The sequence below is a fragment of the Dietzia aerolata genome (assembly GCF_014144865.1).
Taxonomy (GTDB): Bacteria; Actinomycetota; Actinomycetes; order Mycobacteriales; family Mycobacteriaceae; genus Dietzia; species Dietzia aerolata.
Genome location: NZ_JAALDM010000084.1, coordinates 1 through 19,841 on the forward strand (window position 1 = coordinate 1; position 19,841 = coordinate 19,841).

Genomic DNA, 19,841 nt, shown 5'->3' on the forward strand with positions numbered 1-19,841 from the left:
CCAGGTGTGAAGTGCGACCTCGGCGACGTCCCCGCCGGTGAATTTGACGACGACGACGGGGCCACGCTCATCCCGATCGTCGCGTCTGCCGAACGTCACGTCCAGGACCCGACCGAGGGAGCCGTTGACCCATCGGTTGAACGGGTCGTTGGTGACCATCATGATCTGGGCACCGATCTTGAAATTCAGCATCCGGGGGGCCGGCGGGTCGAGGTCCTCCACGTCGCCGGTGCTGGTCGCCTCCATGGCCAGCGCGGCGCCGGGGAGGCGTTCGAGGCGACGTGAGTTGTGGGCTGCGGCCATCCGGTTGGTGGTGGTCAGCGTCAGCCAGAACTCGTCGTCGGGTGGTTCGAATCCCGGATCGGTCCGCGAGTTCAGCAGTGTGCGGGCGTGGCCAACGAGGCTGCCCTCGCGCAGTGAGTTGAGAACGCTCGTGAGCTCGGGGTCCCCGGACTGGCGGAAGACGTGGGTGAGGTCGACAGTGGGGAAGTGCTCGCGGCTGTAACTGTGGGCGGAGAAGAAGTACGGGGTTTCGTACTCGGCGCCGAAGGTGGCGTTCTCGGCTTCCGTCACGACCGGCGGCAACTGGAAGAGGTCGCCGACCAGGACCACCTGTACGCCCCCGAAAGGCAACGTCGGGTCGGGGCCGAACCGTTCGAGGGCCACCGCGATCATGTCGAAGAGGTCGGCCCGGATCATCGACGCCTCGTCGAGGATCAGCGTGCGCACCCGGGACAGTGCCGTGGCGAAGCGCCCGGGGCGGTAGGCGGGTCCGCGTACGTGGTCCACCGTGTGGTCGGGGTGGAACCCGAAGAGTCGGTGGATCGTGTAGCCGTCGACGTTCAGGGCGGCGATGCCGGTCGGCGCCGCCACGAGCGTGGGATGCTCGGTCTCGGCCAGGAAGTGTCGGACGAGGGTCGACTTGCCCGTTCCCGCCTTTCCGGTGAGGAAGAGGTCGTGACCGCCGTGGAGGAGTTCGAGGGCGTGGCGGAGCTCGTCGGTGAGGATCATCCCGTCCGGCAGGCGGTCCCATCGATGGGAATCCATGGTCCTCCTACGAACTGGCGGTGATGCGGTGTTCCTCCGGTTCCCGGAGCCGGTGTCGGGGTGTCGCCCTCATTGGTGTCGCCCAACGAGCGCGGGCCGGATCTCCGTGTGGAGATCCGGCCCGCGCTCGGGTGCTACCGGGGATCAGTGCTCGTCGTTGTTGCGACGGGCACGGTTCTCCTCCTGCAGCGTGGTGAGCATCCGGTACTCGCGCTCGTGCTTGTCGTGTGCCGACTCGTCGAGCAGCTTGGCCTCGTCGGCCGGATCGGCGGACAGGCCACCCTGCGGGGGACGTCCGGCGACGCCGAGTTGGTTCATCTTGGACGGGACCTTGGCGCCGGCGTACTCGAGTGGCACGGGGTGGCCGTGCTCGTCGACCTCGCCGAGCGGCTGGTGGACCTCGATGAACTCACCCTGCGGCAAGCGCATGATGATGCCGGTCTCGATGCCGTGCTCGAGGACGTCGCGGTCCGCGCGCTGCAGACCCAGGCAGAGCCTGTAGGTGAAGAAGTACACCAGCGGCGGAACGAGGATCAGTCCGATTCGGCCTGCCCACGTGGTCGCGTTCAACGAGATGTTGAAGAAGTACGCGATGAGGTCGTTGGAGCCCATCAGTACGAGGATCACGTAGAACGAGATGGCCATCATGCCCGCAGCCGTGCGGACGGGAACGTCGCGCGGACGCTGCAGCAGGTTGTGGTGCGCGGTGTCGCCCGAGAACTTGGATTCGATCCAGGGGTAGGCGAACATCAGGGCGAACATGCCGCCGAGCATCACGGCGACCCAGGTCGTGGCGGTGACCGTGTATGGGCCGAGGTAGAGCTCCCAGGCCGGCATCACTCGTGCGCCACCCTCTGTGAAGAGCATGTACCAGTCAGGTTGCGAACCGGCCGAGATGTGCGCTGGGTTGTATGGCCCGAGGTTCCATATCGCGTTGATGGTGAACAAGCCGGAGAACAGCATGATCACGCCGACGGTGATCGCGCCAAAGGCGATCGACTTCACCGCGAAGACCGGGAGGATCCGAACACCGACGACGTTGTTCTCGGTGCGGCCGGGCCCGGGGAACTGCGTGTGCTTCTGGTACCAGACGAGCGCCAGGTGAGCAGCGATCAGGGCCAGGATGATGGCCGGGATGATCAGCACGTGCAGGACATAGAAGCGGGGGATCATCAGGTCGCCGGGGAAGTCTCCGCCAAAGACCAGCCAGTGCATCCAGGTGCCGATGACCGGCAGACCGACGATGATGGCCGAGGTGATGCGGAGGCCGGTGCCGGACAGCAGCTCGTCCGGGAGGCCGTATCCGAGGAAGCCCTCGACGATGCCCAGCAGCAGCAGCACACAGCCGATGACCCAGTTGGCCTCACGGGGACGACGGAACGCTCCGGTGAAGAAGATTCGGAGCATGTGCACGACCATCGAGGCGACGAACAGCAGCGCCGCCCAGTGGTGGATCTGTCGCACGAACAGTCCGCCGCGGACCTCGAAGGAGATCTGGAGGGCGGTTTCGTATGCCCGGGACATCTCGATGCCGTTGAGCGGTGCGTAGGCACCCTGGTAGATCACCTTCGACATGGACGGGTCGAAGAACAGCGTCAGGTAGACACCCGAGATCAGCAGGATGATGAAGCTGTACAGGGCGATTTCGCCCAAGAGGAAGGACCAGTGCGTCGGGAAGACCTTGTTGATCTGCCGGCGCATGCCCTGGGCCATGGTGTACCGCGAGTCGAGGTTGTCACCGACGGTCGCGAGTTTGGTGTTGTTGCTCATGAACGACGCTCCCAAAAGGCAGGTCCGACCGGCTCGATGAAGTCACCGTTGGCGACGAGGTAGCCCTCGCTGTCGACGGCGATGGGCAGCTGCGGAAGCGCACGGGCGGCGGGGCCGAAGATCGGCTTCGCGTACTCGAGCGCATCGAACTGCGACTGGTGGCACGGGCAGAGGAAACGGTGGGTCTGCTGCTCGTACAGCGAGGTGGGGCAGCCGAGGTGGGTACAGATCTTCGAGTAGGCGTACAGATCGCCGTAGTTGAAGTTCTCCTGACCCTTGCGCTTGATCACGCGGGCCGCGTCCTCGGGACGGAAACGGATCAGCATCACCGAGTTACGCGTGCCGTGGATGGAGTGCATGTCCTCGGTGAAGTTGCCGATCGCGTGCGCCGGGAGCGGGAACACGGTCTCGAGGGCACCGGTCGACAGGTCGTCGACGTGGATGCGCTCGAGGCGACCCTGGCCTGCCGGCGGGTGGCCGTCCGGGAAGACCTTCGCGGTGTCGCGACCGAGGTAGACCTTCTCAGCGGGGAGGCCGTCGGGGCGGTTGTTGGACGCGAGGGTCCAGCCGGTGGTGTGGAGAGTTCCGTCGCCGGCGACGGTCATCGGTCCGCGCTTCCACGGGTTCTTGATCATGCCGCCGAGCGGCAGGATCGCGGAGAGGCCGATGAGTCCGACGCTGGCTCCGAGGAAGCCGCCCATGACCTTGCGCCGACCCAGCGTGGAGGTCTTCCACGAGTCGTTGAGCTCGGCGACGATCGTGCGACGGTCGACCTCGGAGGACGGACCGTCGTGGCGCGTCTGAACCGAGATCTCCTCGGGGATGAACTTCTTGGTGAACTGAACGGCACCGAATCCCAGGAAGAGAATCGACAGACCGATCGTCAGGCCGAGCAGCGGGGTGTAGGCCATGTACAGGCCGTAACCGGCCTCGCCCTCACCCTTGTGCTCCCACGGCCAGAAGATGTAGATGGCTGCGAAGGCCAGAGCCAGGATGGCTGACAGTGCGAACCAGATGGTGACGGTGCGAGAGGCGCGCTTCTCGGCGCGGGTCTCGGTTCCCTCGGGCCAGCGGGCCTCGCGGAACTTGACGTCGACCTCGTCGAGCTCGGTGCCGAGCTTGACGAGCTCCTCGTCGCTCATCCGGTCCAGGTCCGCCGGGGACGGGTGCTTGGGTGACTCACTCATGAACGGGATCCGATCCACAGGGTCGCGCCGATGAGGGCGACGATGCCGACAAACCACATGGCCACACCTTCGGTGACGGGGCCGAGGCCGCCCAAGCCGTAGCCGCCGGGCGAGACCTTGGAGTCACGGTTCTTGATGTAGGCGATGATGTCCTTCTTCTCGTCAGGCGTGAGCTGACGATCCGAGAACTTGGGCATGTTCTGCGGGCCGGTAAGCATGGCCTGGTAGATCTCCTGCTCGTTGGCAGGATCGAGCGTGGGAGCGTACTTGCCCGACGACAGCGCGCCGCCACGACCGGTGAAGTTATGGCACGAGGCGCAGTTGAGGCGGAACAACTCGCCACCGCGGGCGAGCTCCTCTTCGCGGCTTTCGCCGGAGACACCGCGCAGGCTCTCCTGTGCGATGGTGCCGTCGGGATTGGTGATGATTCCCGGTCCGCCACCGTACTGGTCGACGTAGGCGGCCAGCGCGATGATCTGGTGCTCGTTGTACCGGGGCTTCTTACGCTCGGCCTGGGCCTCGTTGTCCGCCGCCGGCATACGGCCGGAGTGCACCTGGAAGTAGACCGAGCCCGCACCGACGCCCACGAGTGCGGGTCCGCGGTCCTCGACGCCCTGCAGGTTCTGCCCGTGGCAGGTGATGCAGGCGACGTCGTAGATCGACTTGCCCTCGGCGATGAGCGCTGCCTGATCCTGCTGCGCGGTAGCGACCTGCGGCTCGGGGACCACGGCGGTTGCGATCGCTCCCGCGCCGAGCAGACCGGCGGCGATGACGAGCGCGCCGGTCGCCTTACGGCGCTTCTTTGTGGAACCACTCCGCGAGGGAGCCGGCGCCGGTTCGGGCGTCGGCGAGTCCGCAGCGGACGGGTGAGGTGAGTTCATTGTGAGTTCCCTGATTGTGTTGGGACCTGCTGGACGCAGCGTCCTGCGGCCAGCTGACTACTGAATGAAGTAGATGGTGACGAAGAGGCCGATCCAGACCACGTCGACGAAGTGCCAGTAGTAGGACACCACAATGGCCGCTGTCGCCTGTGCCGGGGTGAATCGCGACATCGTCGTACGCATGACCAGAACGACGAACGCGATAACTCCGGCCAACACGTGGAGGCCGTGGAATCCGGTGGTGATGAAGAAGACCGACCCGTACACACTCGAGGAGATGGTGACTCCCTCGAGGTACAGGTACAGGTATTCGTAGGCCTGGCCGATCAGGAAGACCGAGCCCATCACCGCCGAGATCACGTACCACCGACGCAGGCCGAAGACGTCACCCTGCTCCGCCGCGAAGACACCCATCTGACACGTGAAGGATGACGCGATGAGGATGACAGTGATCGTCACGGCGAATGGCACGTTGAGGTGCACGGGGTAGGAGGGCCAGTCACCTCCCGAGTTCGCCTTGGAGACGAAGTACATCGCGAATAGGCCCGCGAAGAACATCAGCTCCTGGGACAGCCAGATGATGGTGCCCACACTGACCATGTTCGGCCGATTCAGCGAATGAACACGCTGGGCCATGGCCGATCCTGAGTTATCTACTGCGCTCGTCACGTGGCCAAGTATGACCCCTGAGGTGGGTGGAGTCTGCACGGACCCCCGAAATCGGCGTGTCTCCTCAGCGTTTCCGCAGGTCGCTTTCAAAAGTCGTCGAGAACCCCCCGAGAACCGTCCCCCTTGCAGGGGCTATCAGGGCACTCTCAGGCGAAGCCTCGGTTGTCGCGTGGACGCCTGTTCCGGGGTGGGCGGCATGACCGAATGTCCGCGTCGGTGGCACGATTGGTCACTGATGGTCGGCGCCGTGGAAGGCGCTGCGCGGTGCGATGCACTGCGGTGCAGATTACAGAGGAGGTCGGTACACGTGGGTAGTTCGGCGACGTTCGACGGGGGGCGTTCCTGGCCCGCGGTGCTGGGGACTCTGACCGCCGGAGAAGACCTCGATCCGGCCGACGCGGGCTGGGCCATGTCCCGGATCATGGACGGCGTCGCGACTGACGCGCAGATCGCGGCCTTCGGGGTGGCGCTCAAGATGAAAGGTGTCACCGGTCCCGAACTCGACTCACTCGCCGCGACGATGCTCGAGTACTCGCGGAAGGTGCCGACAGACCATCCCTGTGTAGACATCGTCGGGACCGGTGGTGACCGACAGGGGACCGTGAACATCTCGACGATGTCATCTCTGGTCGTCAGTGCGTGCGGGGTGCCCGTGGCGAAGCACGGTAGCCGCGCGGCCTCGTCCAAGAGCGGCGGCGCCGATGTGCTCGAAGCACTCGGGGTGACGATCGATCTCGGTCCGGCGGAGGTGGCTCGCTGCTTGGAGCAAGTCGGGATCGGATTCTGCTTTGCCCCGGTCTTCCATCCGGCCTTCCGGTTCGTGGCGACCGCGCGGAAGGAGATCGGAATCCCCACGGTGTTCAACGTCCTCGGGCCGCTGACCAACCCTGCCGCGCCTACCGCGAATCTCATCGGTTGCGCTTTTGAGAATCTGATGCCGGTCATGGCGGAGGTGTTCGCGCGCCGCGGCAAGTCCGCCCTCGTCGTTCGTGGCTCGGACGGTCTTGACGAGATCACCATGACCGGCCCGACCCGTGTCTTGCGCGTCGCCGCCGGACACGTTGACGAGGACTCCATCGAGCCTGGCGACTTCGGGATGCAGCCGTGTTCCATCGAGGAGCTGCGGGGTGGCGACGGCGAGCACAACGCCGGTGTCGCTCGTGACCTCCTCGCCGGCGTGAAGGGTCCCGTGCGTGACGCGGTACTGCTGAATTCCGCTGCGGCGCTGGTGGCATTCGACGGACTCGACCGGGATGCCGACCTCGTGGATGCGATGCGGGGCGCGATCGACCGTGCCGCTGCAGCGATCGACAACGGCGATGCCGCCCGACTGTTGGAAAAATGGGTTGACGTCAGCGGGGCCAGCAAAGGTCGCTGAGCGTTGTGAGGTTCCCGGTCACTGGGCCCGGCGGGCGCGCTGATCGCTTGTCCCGCTCTCCGCTGCCGCCTGTTCCGCGCGAAGTGCCCAGTCGATCACGGTGTTCGCACCGTCGAGCGGGAGTGTCCAGTGTCCGTCGACAGACACGATTCGTGTCCGTGCGGCATCGATCCACCGGTGCACATTGCGAATCTGGTCGACGGTTGCACCGGACAGTGGACCGGGCCCGGGCAGGACGGTGGTGGAAGATGCACGAATCGACTCGATGACGGGCATGGGTGCCGCCCCGGCGGGAACGGTGCCTGAGCCGGCGAGTCGGCCGTGACGGATCACCGCGACACTCCAACTTCGGCGTTCCCCCTTCTGGACGAGCACGAGTTCCGGTAGCCCCGCGGTGGCTGCGAGTTCCTGTTGACGTGCGAGCACACGGATGAGGACGGCGATTCTGTCGCGAAGTCGTGCCGCGCGTTCGAAGGCGCCGTCAGAAGCCAGTCGATCGACCCGGATGATCAATTCACGAATGACGGACGAGTCCCGCCCCTCGATCAATGCGGCCCAGTCCGCAGTGTCGAGAGTCGTTCCCATCGCGTCGACCAGATCGTCCCACGCAGTCCTCGCGTCTTCGGCACGGCGAAATGGACCCAACGACATGGCTTCGGTCGGTGTCCTGGAAACCTGCCCTTTGCTGCCCCGACCGCGGGGCGGAACGAGCCACCAGCCACGTCGCGGGGCGCGGGAGCGCCGATTGAACGGGGGCTGAAGTGAATCGATCAGCTGCTCCTCGACGCTCCAGGCCTCGAGAAGATGCGAACACGGCACCGAGTCGACGGCCTCCGCCAGACCGACCATCGTCTGCATACGACTCCGGGTATCGCCACCGGAGAAGTAGGAGCGGGCTCGCCGGCGTACGGAAACGGAGGATCCGACATAGAGGGGCACTCCCTCGGAATCGCGGAAAACGTACACGCCTGGACCGTCGGTCAAGGATTCGGTGAGCGTGGCCCGACGGCGCACCGCGGGGGCGAGTCGGCCGTCGTAGGCCTTGAGTTCGGAGAGAGTCGAGACACCGCAGTCGCCGACGCGGGCGATGAGTGCATGCAACACATCGACCGTGGCTCGGGCGTCCTGTAGCGCTCGATGGTTTGGCTCGACCGACGAGCCGAGGTGTGCGGCCAACGTGCTGAGGCGATGGCCGCGCGTTTCCCCGCTGTGCAGAATCCGGCGCGCAAGTGCGAGCGTGCACAGAGATTGGGGGTCTGGCCACTCGTGCCCGGTGGAGCGTGCAGCCGCACGTAGGAAGCCGAGATCGAACCGGGCGTTGTGTGCGACGAGTACAGCGCCACGTGAGAACTCGAGGAACGTGGCCATAACCTCGCCGAGAGCCGGTGCGTTTACAAGATCTGCGGGCAGGATTCCCGTGAGCTGGCTGATATGTCCGGGAAGCGTGCCATCGATGGCAACGAACGTGGAGAGCTCAGCCTCAACGACGCCGCCTCGAACCCGAACCGCCCCGATCTCCGTGATCTCATCGCCCGCGGCCCGGGTTCCGGTCGTCTCCAAGTCCACCACCACGAACGTGGTCTCCGATAACAGTGGTTCCAGATCGGCGAACGATTCCTGAACCCCCACGCTCGTCGCGGTCGCCGGAATCGCCTCAGCGGACAAGTCGCTGACCGACGAGGTCGCCTGGCGGGTGGGAGTTCGAGGCATGCGGCCGACCGTATCCTCCCGGTCGGACACTCCCGATGTACACGCGGCCGACGGGTTGATGTCCGACTTCGTCTCTATGGTCCGGTTCGAACGCGATCACGCGCATCGGATCGCGGATCGATAACGGATGGGCAACGCGCCCGGGACGGAGTGTGAGATAGATCATGTTCTCTTTTGATTGTGGGCAATGCCCGAGTGGCAATCGTGGATGCGGTGACTGCATCGTTGATGTGCTCGGAGGCGATAATGTGCAGGTGGACGAGCTTTCGGTCGAGTCCTGCGGCTACGTCCTCGCTCCCGACATCCGAGCGGCGATAGAAACACTCCGTGGTCTCGGAATGGTCACTTCTGTCGAAATTCTTGCCTCGACACGCGCTGCTTAGGCGATGGGCTGGACTTCGGCGAGACGGTTTCGTAACCTTTTCGAGACCTCGGAAGTCATCGCCCGCCCACCGGTGGGGAGCCGGGGTCAACACCTAAGCACCGTCAAGGTGCGCCGGGGAACCAAGAACTACTGGGGTGAATCGCCCGCGGGTCGCAACGATCCGAGGGCGTAGGACAGACTTCCGTGTCCGAACCCGTCAGCTAACTCGGTCGGTGTCGCAGGAAGAAAGAGGAAAGACTCTCGTGGGAGCCCACAGCATCAAGACCAGTTCGACCGGCCGTCGTGTGGCCGCAGCCGGACTGCTCGCCGCCGGAGCGGCTGTCGCCGGATCCGGTACCGCCGCCGCCGCGCCCGTGACCGTCGACGTTCCCGTCGAGCTCCGTCTGCCCGGTGTGCCGACTCAGGTCACCGTCGATCTGCCCGAGGGCATCGCCCTGCCCGCCGGTCTTCAGCAGGCCGCTGCCCCGGTCCAGGAGTTCGCTACTCCCGCGCCTGAGGTCAGCACCGGCCAGAAGATCCTCGACGCCGCTTCGACGCGCGTCGGCTCGCCCTACGTGTGGGGCGCGACCGGACCTAACTCCTTCGACTGCTCCGGTCTGACCTCGTGGGCGTACCAGCAGGCCGGGATCTCCATCCCGCGCACCAGCCAGGCCCAGATCGGTGGCGGCACCCAGGTCGCCAAGGGTGACCTGCAGCCGGGCGACATCGTTGCCTTCTACAGCGGCGCCAGCCACGTGGGCATCTACGCCGGTAACGGCCAGGTCGTGCATGCGCCATACTCCGGCACCTCGGTCAGCTACGCCCCGCTCGATTCCATGCCGTTCTACGGCGCGACCCGCTACTACTGATCGGGTCCCCAGAACGTCCATAGGACTTCGCAAGGCCCCGTGGGTCTCGGTGATGAACCGAGACCCACGGGGCCTTGTTCTGTAACATTCGGTCCCGAGCGCCCGATGCCTCCCATGATGTCTGTGTAATCGGATGGTCCACGTCCGAATAAGGGACGTGTCCGGCACGCCTCTGACCCGAGAGTTCGACTGACAACTGATGATCCGTAGTTTCATTGCTGCCGTCGGCATGACGACGGTAGCGCTCCTGCTCAGCATCGGAACTGTGGCATCCGCGCAGCCGACCGTTGCGGATCCATCGACCCCTGGGGGAGCTGCTGTCACCGACGAGCAAGGTGGTGCAGCTACGGCTACGCCTCCCACTGACACGGGACTCGGCGACGACCTTGAGGGTGCAGGCGAAGATCTCGCGGAGCTATCGAGGCTGTCCGAGGAAGCCGGAGCTCTGGGCGAGGAGCTTCACCTCGCCCGCGCCGAACTGGACCGCACAGTTGCCGAGAGGGATCGACTCGAGCGTTCCGCCGGTGTGGCAGCGGCCACGGCTGCGGCAGCTGCCGGCAATGCTCGACGAGACCAGTCGCTGGTCGACCACCTGGCATCGATGCGCTACCGCGGTGGCGACACCGGCGCGACCCGGGCTGCGGTACTCGCCGAGAGCCCTCGGGACCTGGTCCACCGTTTGGATGCATTAAGTCGGCTTTCCGGAGCCACCACGACAGCATTGGACTCGTCGAAGGCGGCCTCCGCCGAGGCCGCTCGTCTTCAGGGGGAAGCGCAGGAAGCCGCCCAGGCTGCGCGTGGGGTTGCCGATGAGGCGAGGAATCGAACTGAAGAACTGGATATACGTTCCGAGGAGATGCGTGCGCGGATGGATGAGGTCCGTCGTCGCGTGGATGCGCTCTCCGACGCACAGCGTGCGCTGTGGGTCGGGGGGCCGATGATCCCGGAGGGCTACGTCGCACCCCCGGTTGACGGAATCAACTCGGCGGCGCTCCGTACCGCGCTCACCCGGCTGGGATCGCCGTATTCGTGGGGAGCTACCGGGCCCTCGGAGTTCGACTGCTCTGGACTCATGGTGTGGTCCTACGCGCAGGAGGGCAAGACGCTCCCGCGCTCGAGCCAAGCGCAGGCGGTGTCGGGTTCGCCGGTTGCGCCGGCGGATATGCAGCCGGGAGATCTGGTCATTTACTACCCGGGAGCCACCCACGTCGGCATGTATGCGGGCGATGGGATGGTCCTTCACGCGCCGACCTATGGTGTGCCGGTCAAACTCGAACGGGTCGACGCGATGCCGATCAGCGGGATTCGTCGATACTGAGTTCTGCTCACCCCGAAGAGGCGAGCATCGAGCGAGGTCGTGCTGGCGTTGATCGTCGGACAACAGCAGACCCACGGCAGGGGCGCACAGGACTGTGTGGCCTGGTGTGGCAGGCTCAGAGTCGATGACGAAGACGCTTCTGATCACCAACGACTTCCCGCCCCGGCCCGGGGGGATTCAGTCGTACCTGGAGACATACCTCGAGCACTTCGATCCCGACGATGTCGCGGTGTTGGCCTCCACGTTCCGTGGCGAAGAATCGACTCGGTACGACGCATCCAAGCCGTACCTGGTGGAGCGGGTGCCGACGGAAATGCTGCTGCCGACACCAGAGTTGGCGGAGAGGGCCCGGCGGCTGGCGGATGATTTCGGTGCCAGCACTCTGTGGTTCGGCGCGGCCGCGCCCCTGGCCATGATGTCTCCTGTTCTGCGAGCTGGTCCGGTGACCCGAATCGTCGCCAGTACACACGGGCATGAGGTCGGCTGGTCGATGTTGCCGGGGTCGCGGCAGATTCTCCGTGTGATCGGTGATTCCACGGATGCGGTGACGTACGTCAGTGATTACACCCGACGTAGGTTCTCGTCCGCCTTCGGACCACGAGCCCGGCTGGTTCATCAACCGGGTGGGGTCGATACAGACCGCTTCCGGCCTGACCCGGCAGCCCGAAAAGTTATTCGCGAACGATACGGGTTGGCTGACCGGGACGTGATCGTGTGTCTGTCCCGTCTCGTGCCACGGAAGGGCCAGGACATGCTCATCCGTGCGATGCCGGACATCATCCGGAACGTTCCGAACGCTGTGCTCGTGGTGGTCGGTGGCGGCCCCTACCGGCGCACCCTCGAAGGACTCGCGCGCCGCCATGGGGTGACCGACCACGTGATCTTCACCGGTCGAGTTCCTGCCGACGAGATCGTCGACCACCACCGCATGGCGGACGTGTTCGCCATGCCGTGCCGCACTCGTGGCGGCGGATTGGACGTGGAGGGACTCGGGATCGTCTACCTGGAAGCGTCTGCGTGCGGCGTACCGGTCGTGGCCGGGCGAAGCGGGGGAGCACCGGAGACGGTACAGAACGGTCGTACCGGCGTTGTGGTGGACGGAACCTCGGTCCCGGAGATAGTCGACTCGGTGGTCGGCATCCTTGGAGACAAGCCTCGGGCGTCCGCGATGGGAATGCGTGGCCGCAACTGGGTTCTGGACCGCTGGCGCTGGACAGATCTGGCCAGAAATATGGAACGCGTGCTCTCGGGAGACTGATCTCGCCGGAGCACGCGTCCCGGTGGTCACGCCGCAGTTCGTCAGTGCGGGCGGTGCCGCGCTCGCCTCAGTTGTAGAGGGCCGCGATCTGCTTGGCGTACTTCTGGTGCACCACGTTCCGCTTGACCTTGAGCGAGGCCGTCAGTTCGCCGCTCTCCTCGGTGAACTGATCGAGGAGCACGTGGTACTTCTTGATCGACTCGGTGTTTGAGACAGACCTATTAGCCTTGGCCAGGGTCTGGTCGAGGTGCTCGATCATGTCGGCGTCCTTGAGCAGGTCATAGAGCGACCCTGTCTTGTTGTGGTGGCTCTTCCAGCGCTCGAGTTCATCCTGGTCCAGCGTGAGCAGAACCGAGATGAACGGTTGACCGTCACCCACGCAGACCGCTTCGGCGACCAGCGGATCCGCACGGAGAGCGTCCTCCAGCTGGTTGGGGGCCACATTCTTGCCGCCGGCGGTGACGATGATTTCCTTCTTCCGACCGGTGATCGTCAAGAACCCGTTCTCGTCGAGAGAACCGAGATCACCGGTGCGGAACCACCCGTCCGCGAAGGCCTCGGCGGTGGCCTTCTCGTTCTGCCAGTAACCGGAGGTGACAACGGGTCCGCTCACCTCCACCTCGCCGTCTGAGGCGAGGCGGACAGCGCATCCGGGCAGTGGCTGACCGACGCTGCCGATGCGGGTGTGCCCGGGTGTGTTGACGGTGATCGCAGCACAGGTCTCGGTGAGGCCATAGCCTTCAAAGATGTTGATCCCGATGCCGTCGAAGAAGTGGGTCAGCCTCGTGCCGAGCGCAGCCCCGCCGGAAATCGCGATCTCGCACCGCCCACCGAGTGCATTGACGAGCTTGGCGTAGACCAGCTTGGAGAACAGTGCGTGCCGCAGCCGGAGCAGCGGACCGACACGGCCGTCCTGACGGGCACGCGAATAGGCGACCGCGGTGTCGGTGGCCTTGTCGAACATCCACGCCTTGAACGTCCCACCGTCCTGAGCCGTGGCCTGGGCCTTGTTGAAAACCTTCTGGAACACACGCGGCACCGCGAGGATGTAGTGAGGCCGCATCTCGGAAAACGTATCGACCAGATTGGCGATGTCAGAGGAATGCGCGATCGTGACTCCGGCGTGGAATCCGGCATAGGTGATGGCACGGGCGAGCACATGGGCCAACGGAAGGAACATCACCGTTGTGGCGTCCTCGCGCAGGTACTCGGAGAACGGGGACTCGAGTACTGCCAGCGTCTCGGACATGAAATTCCGGTGTGTGAGCATGCACCCCTTGGGCCGGCCCGTCGTCCCGGAGGTGTAGATGAGTGTTGCGGGAGAGTCGGCTCTCACCGAAGCTCGGCGCTCGTCCAGCACCGTGACATCGACCGAGGCGCCCTCTGAGACGAGAGTCTCGATGACCGGGATCTCCGAATCGATGACCAGTATCGCCGGATCGGTCGAGAGTCCTGCCGTGCCTTCGCGGGCGGTGACGGCGTGCCGGTCGTTCTCGACGATGATCACACGGGCCGCGGAATCCTCCATGATCCAGCGGACCTGTTCCGCGCTGGAGGAGTCATAGACGGGCACGGTGACCGCGCCGACCGCCCAGACTGCGAAATCGATGACGTTCCACTCGTACCGGGTGGAGGACAGCAGCGCGACGCGGTCCCCGGCGTTGACGCCGCGGGCGACCAATCCACGCGCAACGCCGCGAACGGTGTCAGCGAACTCTTTGTTGGTGACGTCGGTCCACCGCCCGTCCACCGGCCGCTGGAATGCCACGTTGTCCGGGGTCCGTTCGGCCCGGTCGTACGCCGATTGAACACATGACCAATCGTCGTCGACAGTGAAGGTGGCGGGTACGGCTACGTATTCGCGCAAGAGTGGTCCTCCCAGTGGAGACGTGTCCTGGATGTCTAGGCATTCAGATTATCCCCGCGCATGGCCGTGTGACGCGGCGGCTGCCTGTCGTCAGCGGCCCGCGACGTCGGCGACCACGCATCTCGGGGCGCGATGTGTGAAGCTAGAGCGTATGAGCGAAGACAATGGCGCGCCCGAGGTCTGGCCGACCCGGGACTCCACGGTGGTTGCGGCGACGCCGGGGGACGTCATGGCCGTGATCGCCGACTTCCCGGCATATCCCGAGTGGTCGACGTCAATTCACCTGGCTGAGGTGCTGTCGACCGGATCCGATGGACGCCCGGACAGAGTGAGATTCAAGCTGGAAGCGGGCGCTATCGTCGACGAGTACGTGCTGGCTTATTCCTGGTCTGCGGATGACCGCGGCCTCGAATGGCGGCTGGAGAGCTCGGCGCTACAGAAATCTCAGCGCGGTAGTTACCGGCTCGAGCCGGTCGAGGGCGGGACACGGGTGGATTACGAGCTCGAGCTCGAGCTGGTGGTACCGGTGATCGGGCGCCTGCGGACCCGGGCGGAACGCCGGATCCTCGCGGACGCACTGAGCGAACTCAAACGGAGGGCTGAGGCCAGGTGAAGGACACGCGTGTCGTCGTCGTCATGGGCGGCGACCCCACCGACCGCGCGGAACAGACCGCGGACATCATCTCCGAGGATGGTGGAACCGCCCTGATACTCACCGGGCACCCCGGCGCCGTCGACTCGAGGCTGTCCACGCCGACGGGTTGTGGTGTTGAGGTGCGCGCCGATGATCCCGTGGCACGGCTCGAGGCATTCAGGTCCGGCGCGGCGGACCCCGACGACGACGTGCTGGCCGCGTTATCAGTCGGTGCGGACACACCACTTTCCGCCGTCCTCGGGTGGGAATACGCGCGCAGAGCAGCGGCATCCAGGTACTGGGACATGGTCATCGTTGAGCTCGACGGTGACCTGGCGGCGGTTCGTCGAATCGCATCCGCCGGTGAGTTGACCGCGTTCGTCGAGTCGCGGTGGCCCGCCCACGTCAGGTTCGCGTCGATGGCGGCGGGTGACCACGCGGACGTCCGGGTGCGCGAGGCGCACCGGGTGGCGCTAGTGGCCGCGGACGTCGCCGCCTTCCTGTCCGGCCCTGTCGAGGTGGTGGTCGCCGGGGGACGTCCAGAACTCACCGCCGCGATGGCGGAACTGGCGCGAGGTGCGGTCACACCGGAGATCGTGGCCGAGAACGGCACGTACCTTGTCACCTACCCCGCACCGACGAGACCGGCCAGCACGGCCACCGTCAACGGCGAGATGCTCCAGTTGGAACACGACGGCTTCCGGGCCGTGCTCCCGCTGCCGGCGCTGTTGGTGCGATGCGTGTTGACGGACGTGGACTATGACGACGATGCGGAGTCCGTCGTCCTTCGCTTCACGCCCGATCCGGATCTGTGGCCCTCAAATCTCGTACCGACCGGTGCGGCGGGCGGGGCCGGGTAATATTCCCGACCAACATGAATCATCAACCCAAAGAGCGGTGACCACGGTGCTGTACTGGCTGTTCAAGTTCGTGCTCATCGGACCATTCCTTCGGCTGACCAGTCGACGCGTGGTGACGGGCCGCGAGAATTTCCCGCGCTCCGGGGCGGCGTTGATCGTCGGAAACCACCTGTCCGTCGGCGACTGGCTGTTCATGCCGCTGCTCATGCCGCGCCGGGTGACGTTCCTGGCCAAGAGTGACTACTTCACCGGGACCGGCATCAAGGGGATGCTCAGCCGCTGGTTCTTCGCCGGATCCGGGCAGCACCCGATCGACCGCACGAACGCCGATGCCGCCCAGGCCGCGATGAACGCAGGGCTCGAGGTGCTCAACGAAGGGGAGATCCTGTGTATCTACCCGGAGGGGACCCGCTCGCCCGACGGACGGCTCTACCGCGGAAAGACCGGCCCGGCACGCCTCGCGATGAAGGCCGGGGTGCCGGTCATCCCGATCGGAGTCTCGGGCACGGGTGAGTACATTCGTGCGCTCACCACGTTCCGGTTCGGTCGTCGCCCCGAGGTTCGGGTCATGGTCGGCGAGCCCCTGGACATCTCCCCGTGGGCCGGACGCGAGGGAGACCGTGTCGCAGAGCGTGAGATCACGGACGAGCTGATGCGCAGGATTCAGGCGCTGACAGGTCAGGAGTACTTGCCGGACGTATACGGGGCCGAGATGAAGAAGCGATTCGATACCATCCGCGATTCCGGTCACAACCTGCTCGACCAGCCGGTCGAGACGCAGAGCTGACCGGAGTGCGCTACTTCTACGACTGCGAGTTCATCGAGGACGGAACCACCATCGACCTGGTGTCGGTGGGGGTCGTCGCGGAGGACGGCCGGGAGTTCTACGCCGTTTCGACCGAGTTCGATTCCGGCGCCGCCGGGCCGTGGGTGCGTCGGCACGTGCTGCCCAAGCTGCCGAACCCGTCCTCGCCGGCCTGGATGTCCAGGTCGCGGATCAGGGACGAGCTGTACGAGTTCGTCACCGCACCGCCGACCGGTGGCGTGGAGATGTGGGCCTGGATCGGTGCCTACGATCACGTGGCGGTCTGCCAACTGTGGGGCGACATGACCGCGCTTCCCGCCGCGATGCCCCGGTTCACCCGGGACGTCCGGCAATTGTGGGAGACAGCGGGAAAGCCCGACCTGCCCCGCCACCCCGGCGGTGAGCACGACGCACTCGCGGATGCCAGACATGCGATGTTGCGGTTCCGTGCGATCGCGGCGAACGCCCCTCACCTGGGTCTCTGAGTCCACAGCTCGTCCGCGTCGCGTATCCTCGCCGGGGTGAGCAACTGGACAGTCGACGTCGACATCGCACAGCTTCCCGACCTGCCGCCGCTCTCCGCGGAGCTCGACAGGCAGTTGGCGGACGCCCTCTCCCGACCGGCGCTCCAGCAGCCGTCGTGGGACCCCCAGCACGCTGCGGCGATGCGCAAGGTTCTCGAGAGCGTCCCGCCGATCTGCGTCGCCTCCGAGGTGGAGCATCTCTCGGACCGCCTGGCCGAGGTGGCGCACGGACGCGCCTTCCTCCTCCAGGGCGGGGACTGCGCGGAGACCTTCGAGGCGAACACCGAGCCCCATATCAAGGGCGTCATCCGCACCCTGCTGCAGATGTCCGTCGTCCTGACCTACGGTGCATCGATGCCCGTGGTCAAGGTCGGTCGTATCGCCGGTCAGTACGCCAAGCCGCGGTCCGCTGACCGTGACGGTGCCGGCCTGTTGTCCTACCGCGGCGACATGGTCAACGCGCTCGAGGCGGACGAGAACGCCCGGGAACATGATCCGTCGCGTTTGGTCCGCGCCTACGCCAACGCGGCGGCGGCGATGAACCTCGTCCGATCGCTGACCGCCTCCGGAACCGCTGACCTTCACCGCGTCCACGAGTGGAACATGGAGTTCGTCGCCGGATCCCCGGCCGGCGCCCGGTACGAGGCACTGGCCGCCGAGGTCGACCGTGGGCTGCGCTTCATGGACGCCTGCGGGGTCTCCGACGAGAACCTCAGGTCTGCGGACATCTTCTCCTCGCACGAGGCCCTGGTGCTCGACTACGAGCGTGCGATGCTGCGCCTGGCAGACGATGGCACCGGGCTGTCCGGTGACGCGGAGCCGGGGCTGTACGACCTGTCGGCCCACTTCCTGTGGATCGGGGAGCGGACCCGCGGGATCGACGACGCGCATGTGGCGTTCGCGTCCATGATCCAGAACCCGATCGGGCTGAAGATCGGGCCCAGCACGACACCCGAGTTGGCTGTCGAGTACGTCAAGAAGCTCGATCCGGAGAACCGCCCGGGTCGTCTGACGCTGGTTTCCCGCATGGGCAACGACAAGGTCCGTGAGGCACTGCCCCCGATCGTCGAGGCCGTCGAGGCCTCCGGGCACAAGGTCATCTGGCAGTGCGACCCCATGCACGGCAACACGCACTCCACCTCGAACGGGTACAAGACCCGGCACTTCGACCGCATCATCGATGAGGTGCAGGGCTTCTTCGAGGTGCACCACGCGATCGGGTCACACCCGGGCGGCATCCACATCGAGCTGACCGGTGAGGACGTCACCGAGTGCCTCGGTGGTGCGCAGGACATCTCCGACCTCGATCTGGAGGGACGCTACGAGACCGCGTGCGACCCGCGACTCAACACCCAGCAGTCGCTGGAGCTGGCCTATCTGGTTGCGGAGATGCTCCGCAGCTGACGCCGCAGCTGGCCCGTAGCTGCCGCGGCGAATAACGGAAATAAACACCGAGGCCGGACCTTCCCGGGGATTACGGGAGGGTCCGGCCTCGTCGTTGCCGGCCCGGCTCAGCCGAGCGCGTCGAGCTGGATATCGGAGCCGCGTGCGACCACCCGGCCGGGGAGCGGGGTCTGCCCGTAGACGATCCCGCCCGAGGTCCCGGTATCGATGGTCACCGACAGGCCCGCCTCCTCGAGCGTGCGGCGGGCGTCGGAGGCGCGTGAGCCCAGGACGAGGGGGACGGTCACCGCGTCCGAGGGCACGACCCGCAGCACCGCGTCATCGGGATCCAATCGTGTTCCCGCGGGCGGGTCTGTACGGACCACCCGGCCGTCGGCGATCTGGCGGTCGGTGACGGGAGCTTCGCGAACCACGGTGAATCCGGCCTCGGTGAGGACATCGCTCGCCTCGTCGACGGGCACATCGCGGATGTCCGGAACGGTCATAGCGTTGGAGACGAGCAGCGTGATGCCGTCACGACGGGCCACATCGCTCCCGGCTCCCGGTTCGGTGCCGATTGCGGTGCCACCGTCGATCTCGTCGTCGTACACTCTTTCAACTTCTGACACGGTGAGGCCGGCTCCCTCGATGGCCGCCCGCGCCTGGTCTTCTTCCAGACCCGCCACCTCGGGTACGGCGACGGGCGCCGGACCGGCGCTGGTGAGCATCGAGACCGGGGTTCCCACGTCCACGGTCGTGCCGGGCCGTGGATCCAGGGACACCACCTCGCCTACGGGGACGGAATCGGAATGGGCGGTCTGGCCGGCGACCGGCTCGAGGGAGTACTCGCGCAGGGTGGCCGAGACCGCCTCGACGGTGCGGTCGGCGCCCACCTCGGGCACGACCGGCCGACCCACGGACACCAGGATGTCCACGGTGTCGCCACGGGTGACCCGGGACCCGGCCTCGGGATCGGTTCCCACCAGCGCCGAAGGCGGAACGTCGTTGCTGAACGCGTCGCGGGTCGCCGCGGTGAGTCCCACCTCGCCGATCACCTCGGTGGCCTGCCCCACGGACATGCCCTGAACGGACGGGACCTCGACGAAGCGGCCGGAACCGAGCCACCAGCCGGCGACGGCCACGGCGATCGCGGTGGCCAGCACCATCACGAGCCAGATCAGACCACGTCCGCGTTTCGGCCGGATCTCGTCTCGCGGCGCGACCTGGAGTTCGCCCGGCGGGTAGGGGCCGGCCCCGGCGCCGTTCCAGTGCGCGGCGGGCCCGGTCTGCGGGGGCCCCGGGGGTCCGGCTCCGGGG

At 66.0% G+C, this 19,841-nt stretch carries 17 protein-coding genes and 1 riboswitch; of the genes, 9 read left to right on the plus strand and 8 right to left on the minus strand.

The features are described 5' to 3' along the window. The 5 genes from G6016_RS06120 to ctaE form a co-directional block, all read right to left on the minus strand. Window positions 1-1,047 (minus strand): ATP-dependent DNA helicase (locus G6016_RS06120; protein ID WP_241729834.1); only part of this gene is annotated, 1,047 nt, incomplete at its 3' end. 144 nt (window positions 1,048-1,191) lie between these two features. Then, the gene (gene qcrB, locus G6016_RS06125) at window positions 1,192-2,817 is read right to left on the minus strand and encodes a cytochrome bc1 complex cytochrome b subunit (protein ID WP_182631797.1); all 1,626 of its coding nucleotides are present in this window, start codon (window positions 2,815-2,817) and stop codon (window positions 1,192-1,194) included. Further along, complete coding sequence (qcrA, locus tag G6016_RS06130; protein ID WP_182631798.1) at window positions 2,814-4,004, minus strand: cytochrome bc1 complex Rieske iron-sulfur subunit; 1,191 nt, start codon at window positions 4,002-4,004, stop codon at window positions 2,814-2,816. The genes qcrB and qcrA overlap by 4 nt, the downstream gene beginning before the upstream one ends. After that, window positions 4,001-4,885 carry a cytochrome bc1 complex diheme cytochrome c subunit gene (gene qcrC / locus G6016_RS06135; RefSeq protein ID WP_182631799.1) on the minus strand — a complete coding sequence of 295 codons (885 nt, stop codon included), beginning with the start codon at window positions 4,883-4,885 and terminating at the stop codon, window positions 4,001-4,003. The genes qcrA and qcrC overlap by 4 nt, the downstream gene beginning before the upstream one ends. A gap of 57 nt (window positions 4,886-4,942) precedes the next feature. Continuing rightward, window positions 4,943-5,554, minus strand: coding sequence for an aa3-type cytochrome oxidase subunit III (ctaE, locus tag G6016_RS06140; protein WP_182631800.1), 612 nt, complete (start codon window positions 5,552-5,554; stop codon window positions 4,943-4,945). A gap of 307 nt (window positions 5,555-5,861) precedes the next feature. On the opposite strand from ctaE, the gene trpD reads away from it, so the two are divergent. Continuing rightward, window positions 5,862-6,932, plus strand: a complete 1,071-nt coding sequence (gene trpD, locus G6016_RS06145; RefSeq protein WP_182631801.1) for an anthranilate phosphoribosyltransferase — start codon at window positions 5,862-5,864, stop codon at window positions 6,930-6,932. Between the two features lie 18 nt (window positions 6,933-6,950). On the opposite strand, the gene G6016_RS06150 is transcribed toward trpD, so the two are convergent. Then, on the minus strand, window positions 6,951-8,642 hold the full coding sequence (locus G6016_RS06150; RefSeq protein WP_182631802.1) for a DEDD exonuclease domain-containing protein: 1,692 nt from the start codon (window positions 8,640-8,642) through the stop codon (window positions 6,951-6,953). Window positions 8,643-9,105: 463 nt separating this feature from the next. Next, window positions 9,106-9,257, plus strand: a riboswitch (cyclic di-AMP (ydaO/yuaA leader). A gap of 12 nt (window positions 9,258-9,269) precedes the next feature. Here G6016_RS06150 and G6016_RS06155 point away from each other — a divergent pair. From G6016_RS06155 to G6016_RS06165, 3 genes are all read left to right on the plus strand, one after another. After that, the gene (locus G6016_RS06155) at window positions 9,270-9,875 is read left to right on the plus strand and encodes an NlpC/P60 family protein (RefSeq protein WP_182631803.1); all 606 of its coding nucleotides are present in this window, start codon (window positions 9,270-9,272) and stop codon (window positions 9,873-9,875) included. Between the two features lie 199 nt (window positions 9,876-10,074). Next, entirely contained in the window at window positions 10,075-11,193 is a 1,119-nt protein-coding gene (locus G6016_RS06160; RefSeq protein WP_182631804.1) for an NlpC/P60 family protein, read from the plus strand. Between the two features lie 124 nt (window positions 11,194-11,317). Then, window positions 11,318-12,451, plus strand: coding sequence for a glycosyltransferase family 4 protein (locus tag G6016_RS06165; RefSeq protein WP_182631805.1), 1,134 nt, complete (start codon window positions 11,318-11,320; stop codon window positions 12,449-12,451). Between the two features lie 67 nt (window positions 12,452-12,518). Here G6016_RS06165 and G6016_RS06170 read toward each other — a convergent pair whose 3' ends face one another. Then, on the minus strand, window positions 12,519-14,318 hold the full coding sequence (locus G6016_RS06170) for an AMP-dependent synthetase/ligase (RefSeq protein WP_182631806.1): 1,800 nt from the start codon (window positions 14,316-14,318) through the stop codon (window positions 12,519-12,521). 151 nt (window positions 14,319-14,469) lie between these two features. Here G6016_RS06170 and G6016_RS06175 point away from each other — a divergent pair, with 151 nt between their 5' ends. Genes G6016_RS06175 through G6016_RS06195 form a run of 5 tightly spaced genes read left to right on the plus strand, consistent with a single transcriptional unit; the run spans window position 14,470 to window position 18,545 of the window. After that, complete coding sequence (locus G6016_RS06175; protein WP_182631807.1) at window positions 14,470-14,931, plus strand: SRPBCC family protein; 462 nt, start codon at window positions 14,470-14,472, stop codon at window positions 14,929-14,931. Continuing rightward, entirely contained in the window at window positions 14,928-15,812 is an 885-nt protein-coding gene (locus G6016_RS06180) for a hypothetical protein (protein WP_182631808.1), read from the plus strand. Before G6016_RS06175 ends, G6016_RS06180 begins: the two co-directional genes overlap by 4 nt. A gap of 37 nt (window positions 15,813-15,849) precedes the next feature. Beyond that, window positions 15,850-16,599, plus strand: coding sequence for a 1-acyl-sn-glycerol-3-phosphate acyltransferase (locus G6016_RS06185; RefSeq protein ID WP_182631809.1), 750 nt, complete (start codon window positions 15,850-15,852; stop codon window positions 16,597-16,599). Window positions 16,600-16,604: 5 nt separating this feature from the next. Then, window positions 16,605-17,102 carry a polyadenylate-specific 3'-exoribonuclease AS gene (locus G6016_RS06190; RefSeq protein WP_182631810.1) on the plus strand — a complete coding sequence of 166 codons (498 nt, stop codon included), beginning with the start codon at window positions 16,605-16,607 and terminating at the stop codon, window positions 17,100-17,102. Between the two features lie 36 nt (window positions 17,103-17,138). Then, window positions 17,139-18,545 carry a class II 3-deoxy-7-phosphoheptulonate synthase gene (locus G6016_RS06195; protein WP_182631811.1) on the plus strand — a complete coding sequence of 469 codons (1,407 nt, stop codon included), beginning with the start codon at window positions 17,139-17,141 and terminating at the stop codon, window positions 18,543-18,545. A 107-nt stretch (window positions 18,546-18,652) separates the two neighbouring features. Here the strand turns inward: G6016_RS06195 and G6016_RS06200 are convergent. Then, the coding region (locus G6016_RS06200) for a PASTA domain-containing protein (RefSeq protein ID WP_182631812.1) at window positions 18,653-19,841 on the minus strand (1,189 nt) is incomplete at its 5' end.

Coding starts and splice junctions, on each gene's coding strand:
- qcrB (WP_182631797.1), bottom strand. CDS start 2,817: ATGAGCAACAACACCAAACTCGCGACCGTCGGTGACAACCTCGACTCG.
- qcrA (WP_182631798.1), bottom strand. CDS start 4,004: ATGAGTGAGTCACCCAAGCACCCGTCCCCGGCGGACCTGGACCGGATG.
- qcrC (WP_182631799.1), bottom strand. CDS start 4,885: ATGAACTCACCTCACCCGTCCGCTGCGGACTCGCCGACGCCCGAACCG.
- G6016_RS06150 (WP_182631802.1), bottom strand. CDS start 8,642: ATGCCTCGAACTCCCACCCGCCAGGCGACCTCGTCGGTCAGCGACTTG.
- G6016_RS06160 (WP_182631804.1), top strand. CDS start 10,075: ATGATCCGTAGTTTCATTGCTGCCGTCGGCATGACGACGGTAGCGCTC.
- G6016_RS06165 (WP_182631805.1), top strand. CDS start 11,318: ATGACGAAGACGCTTCTGATCACCAACGACTTCCCGCCCCGGCCCGGG.
- G6016_RS06175 (WP_182631807.1), top strand. CDS start 14,470: ATGAGCGAAGACAATGGCGCGCCCGAGGTCTGGCCGACCCGGGACTCC.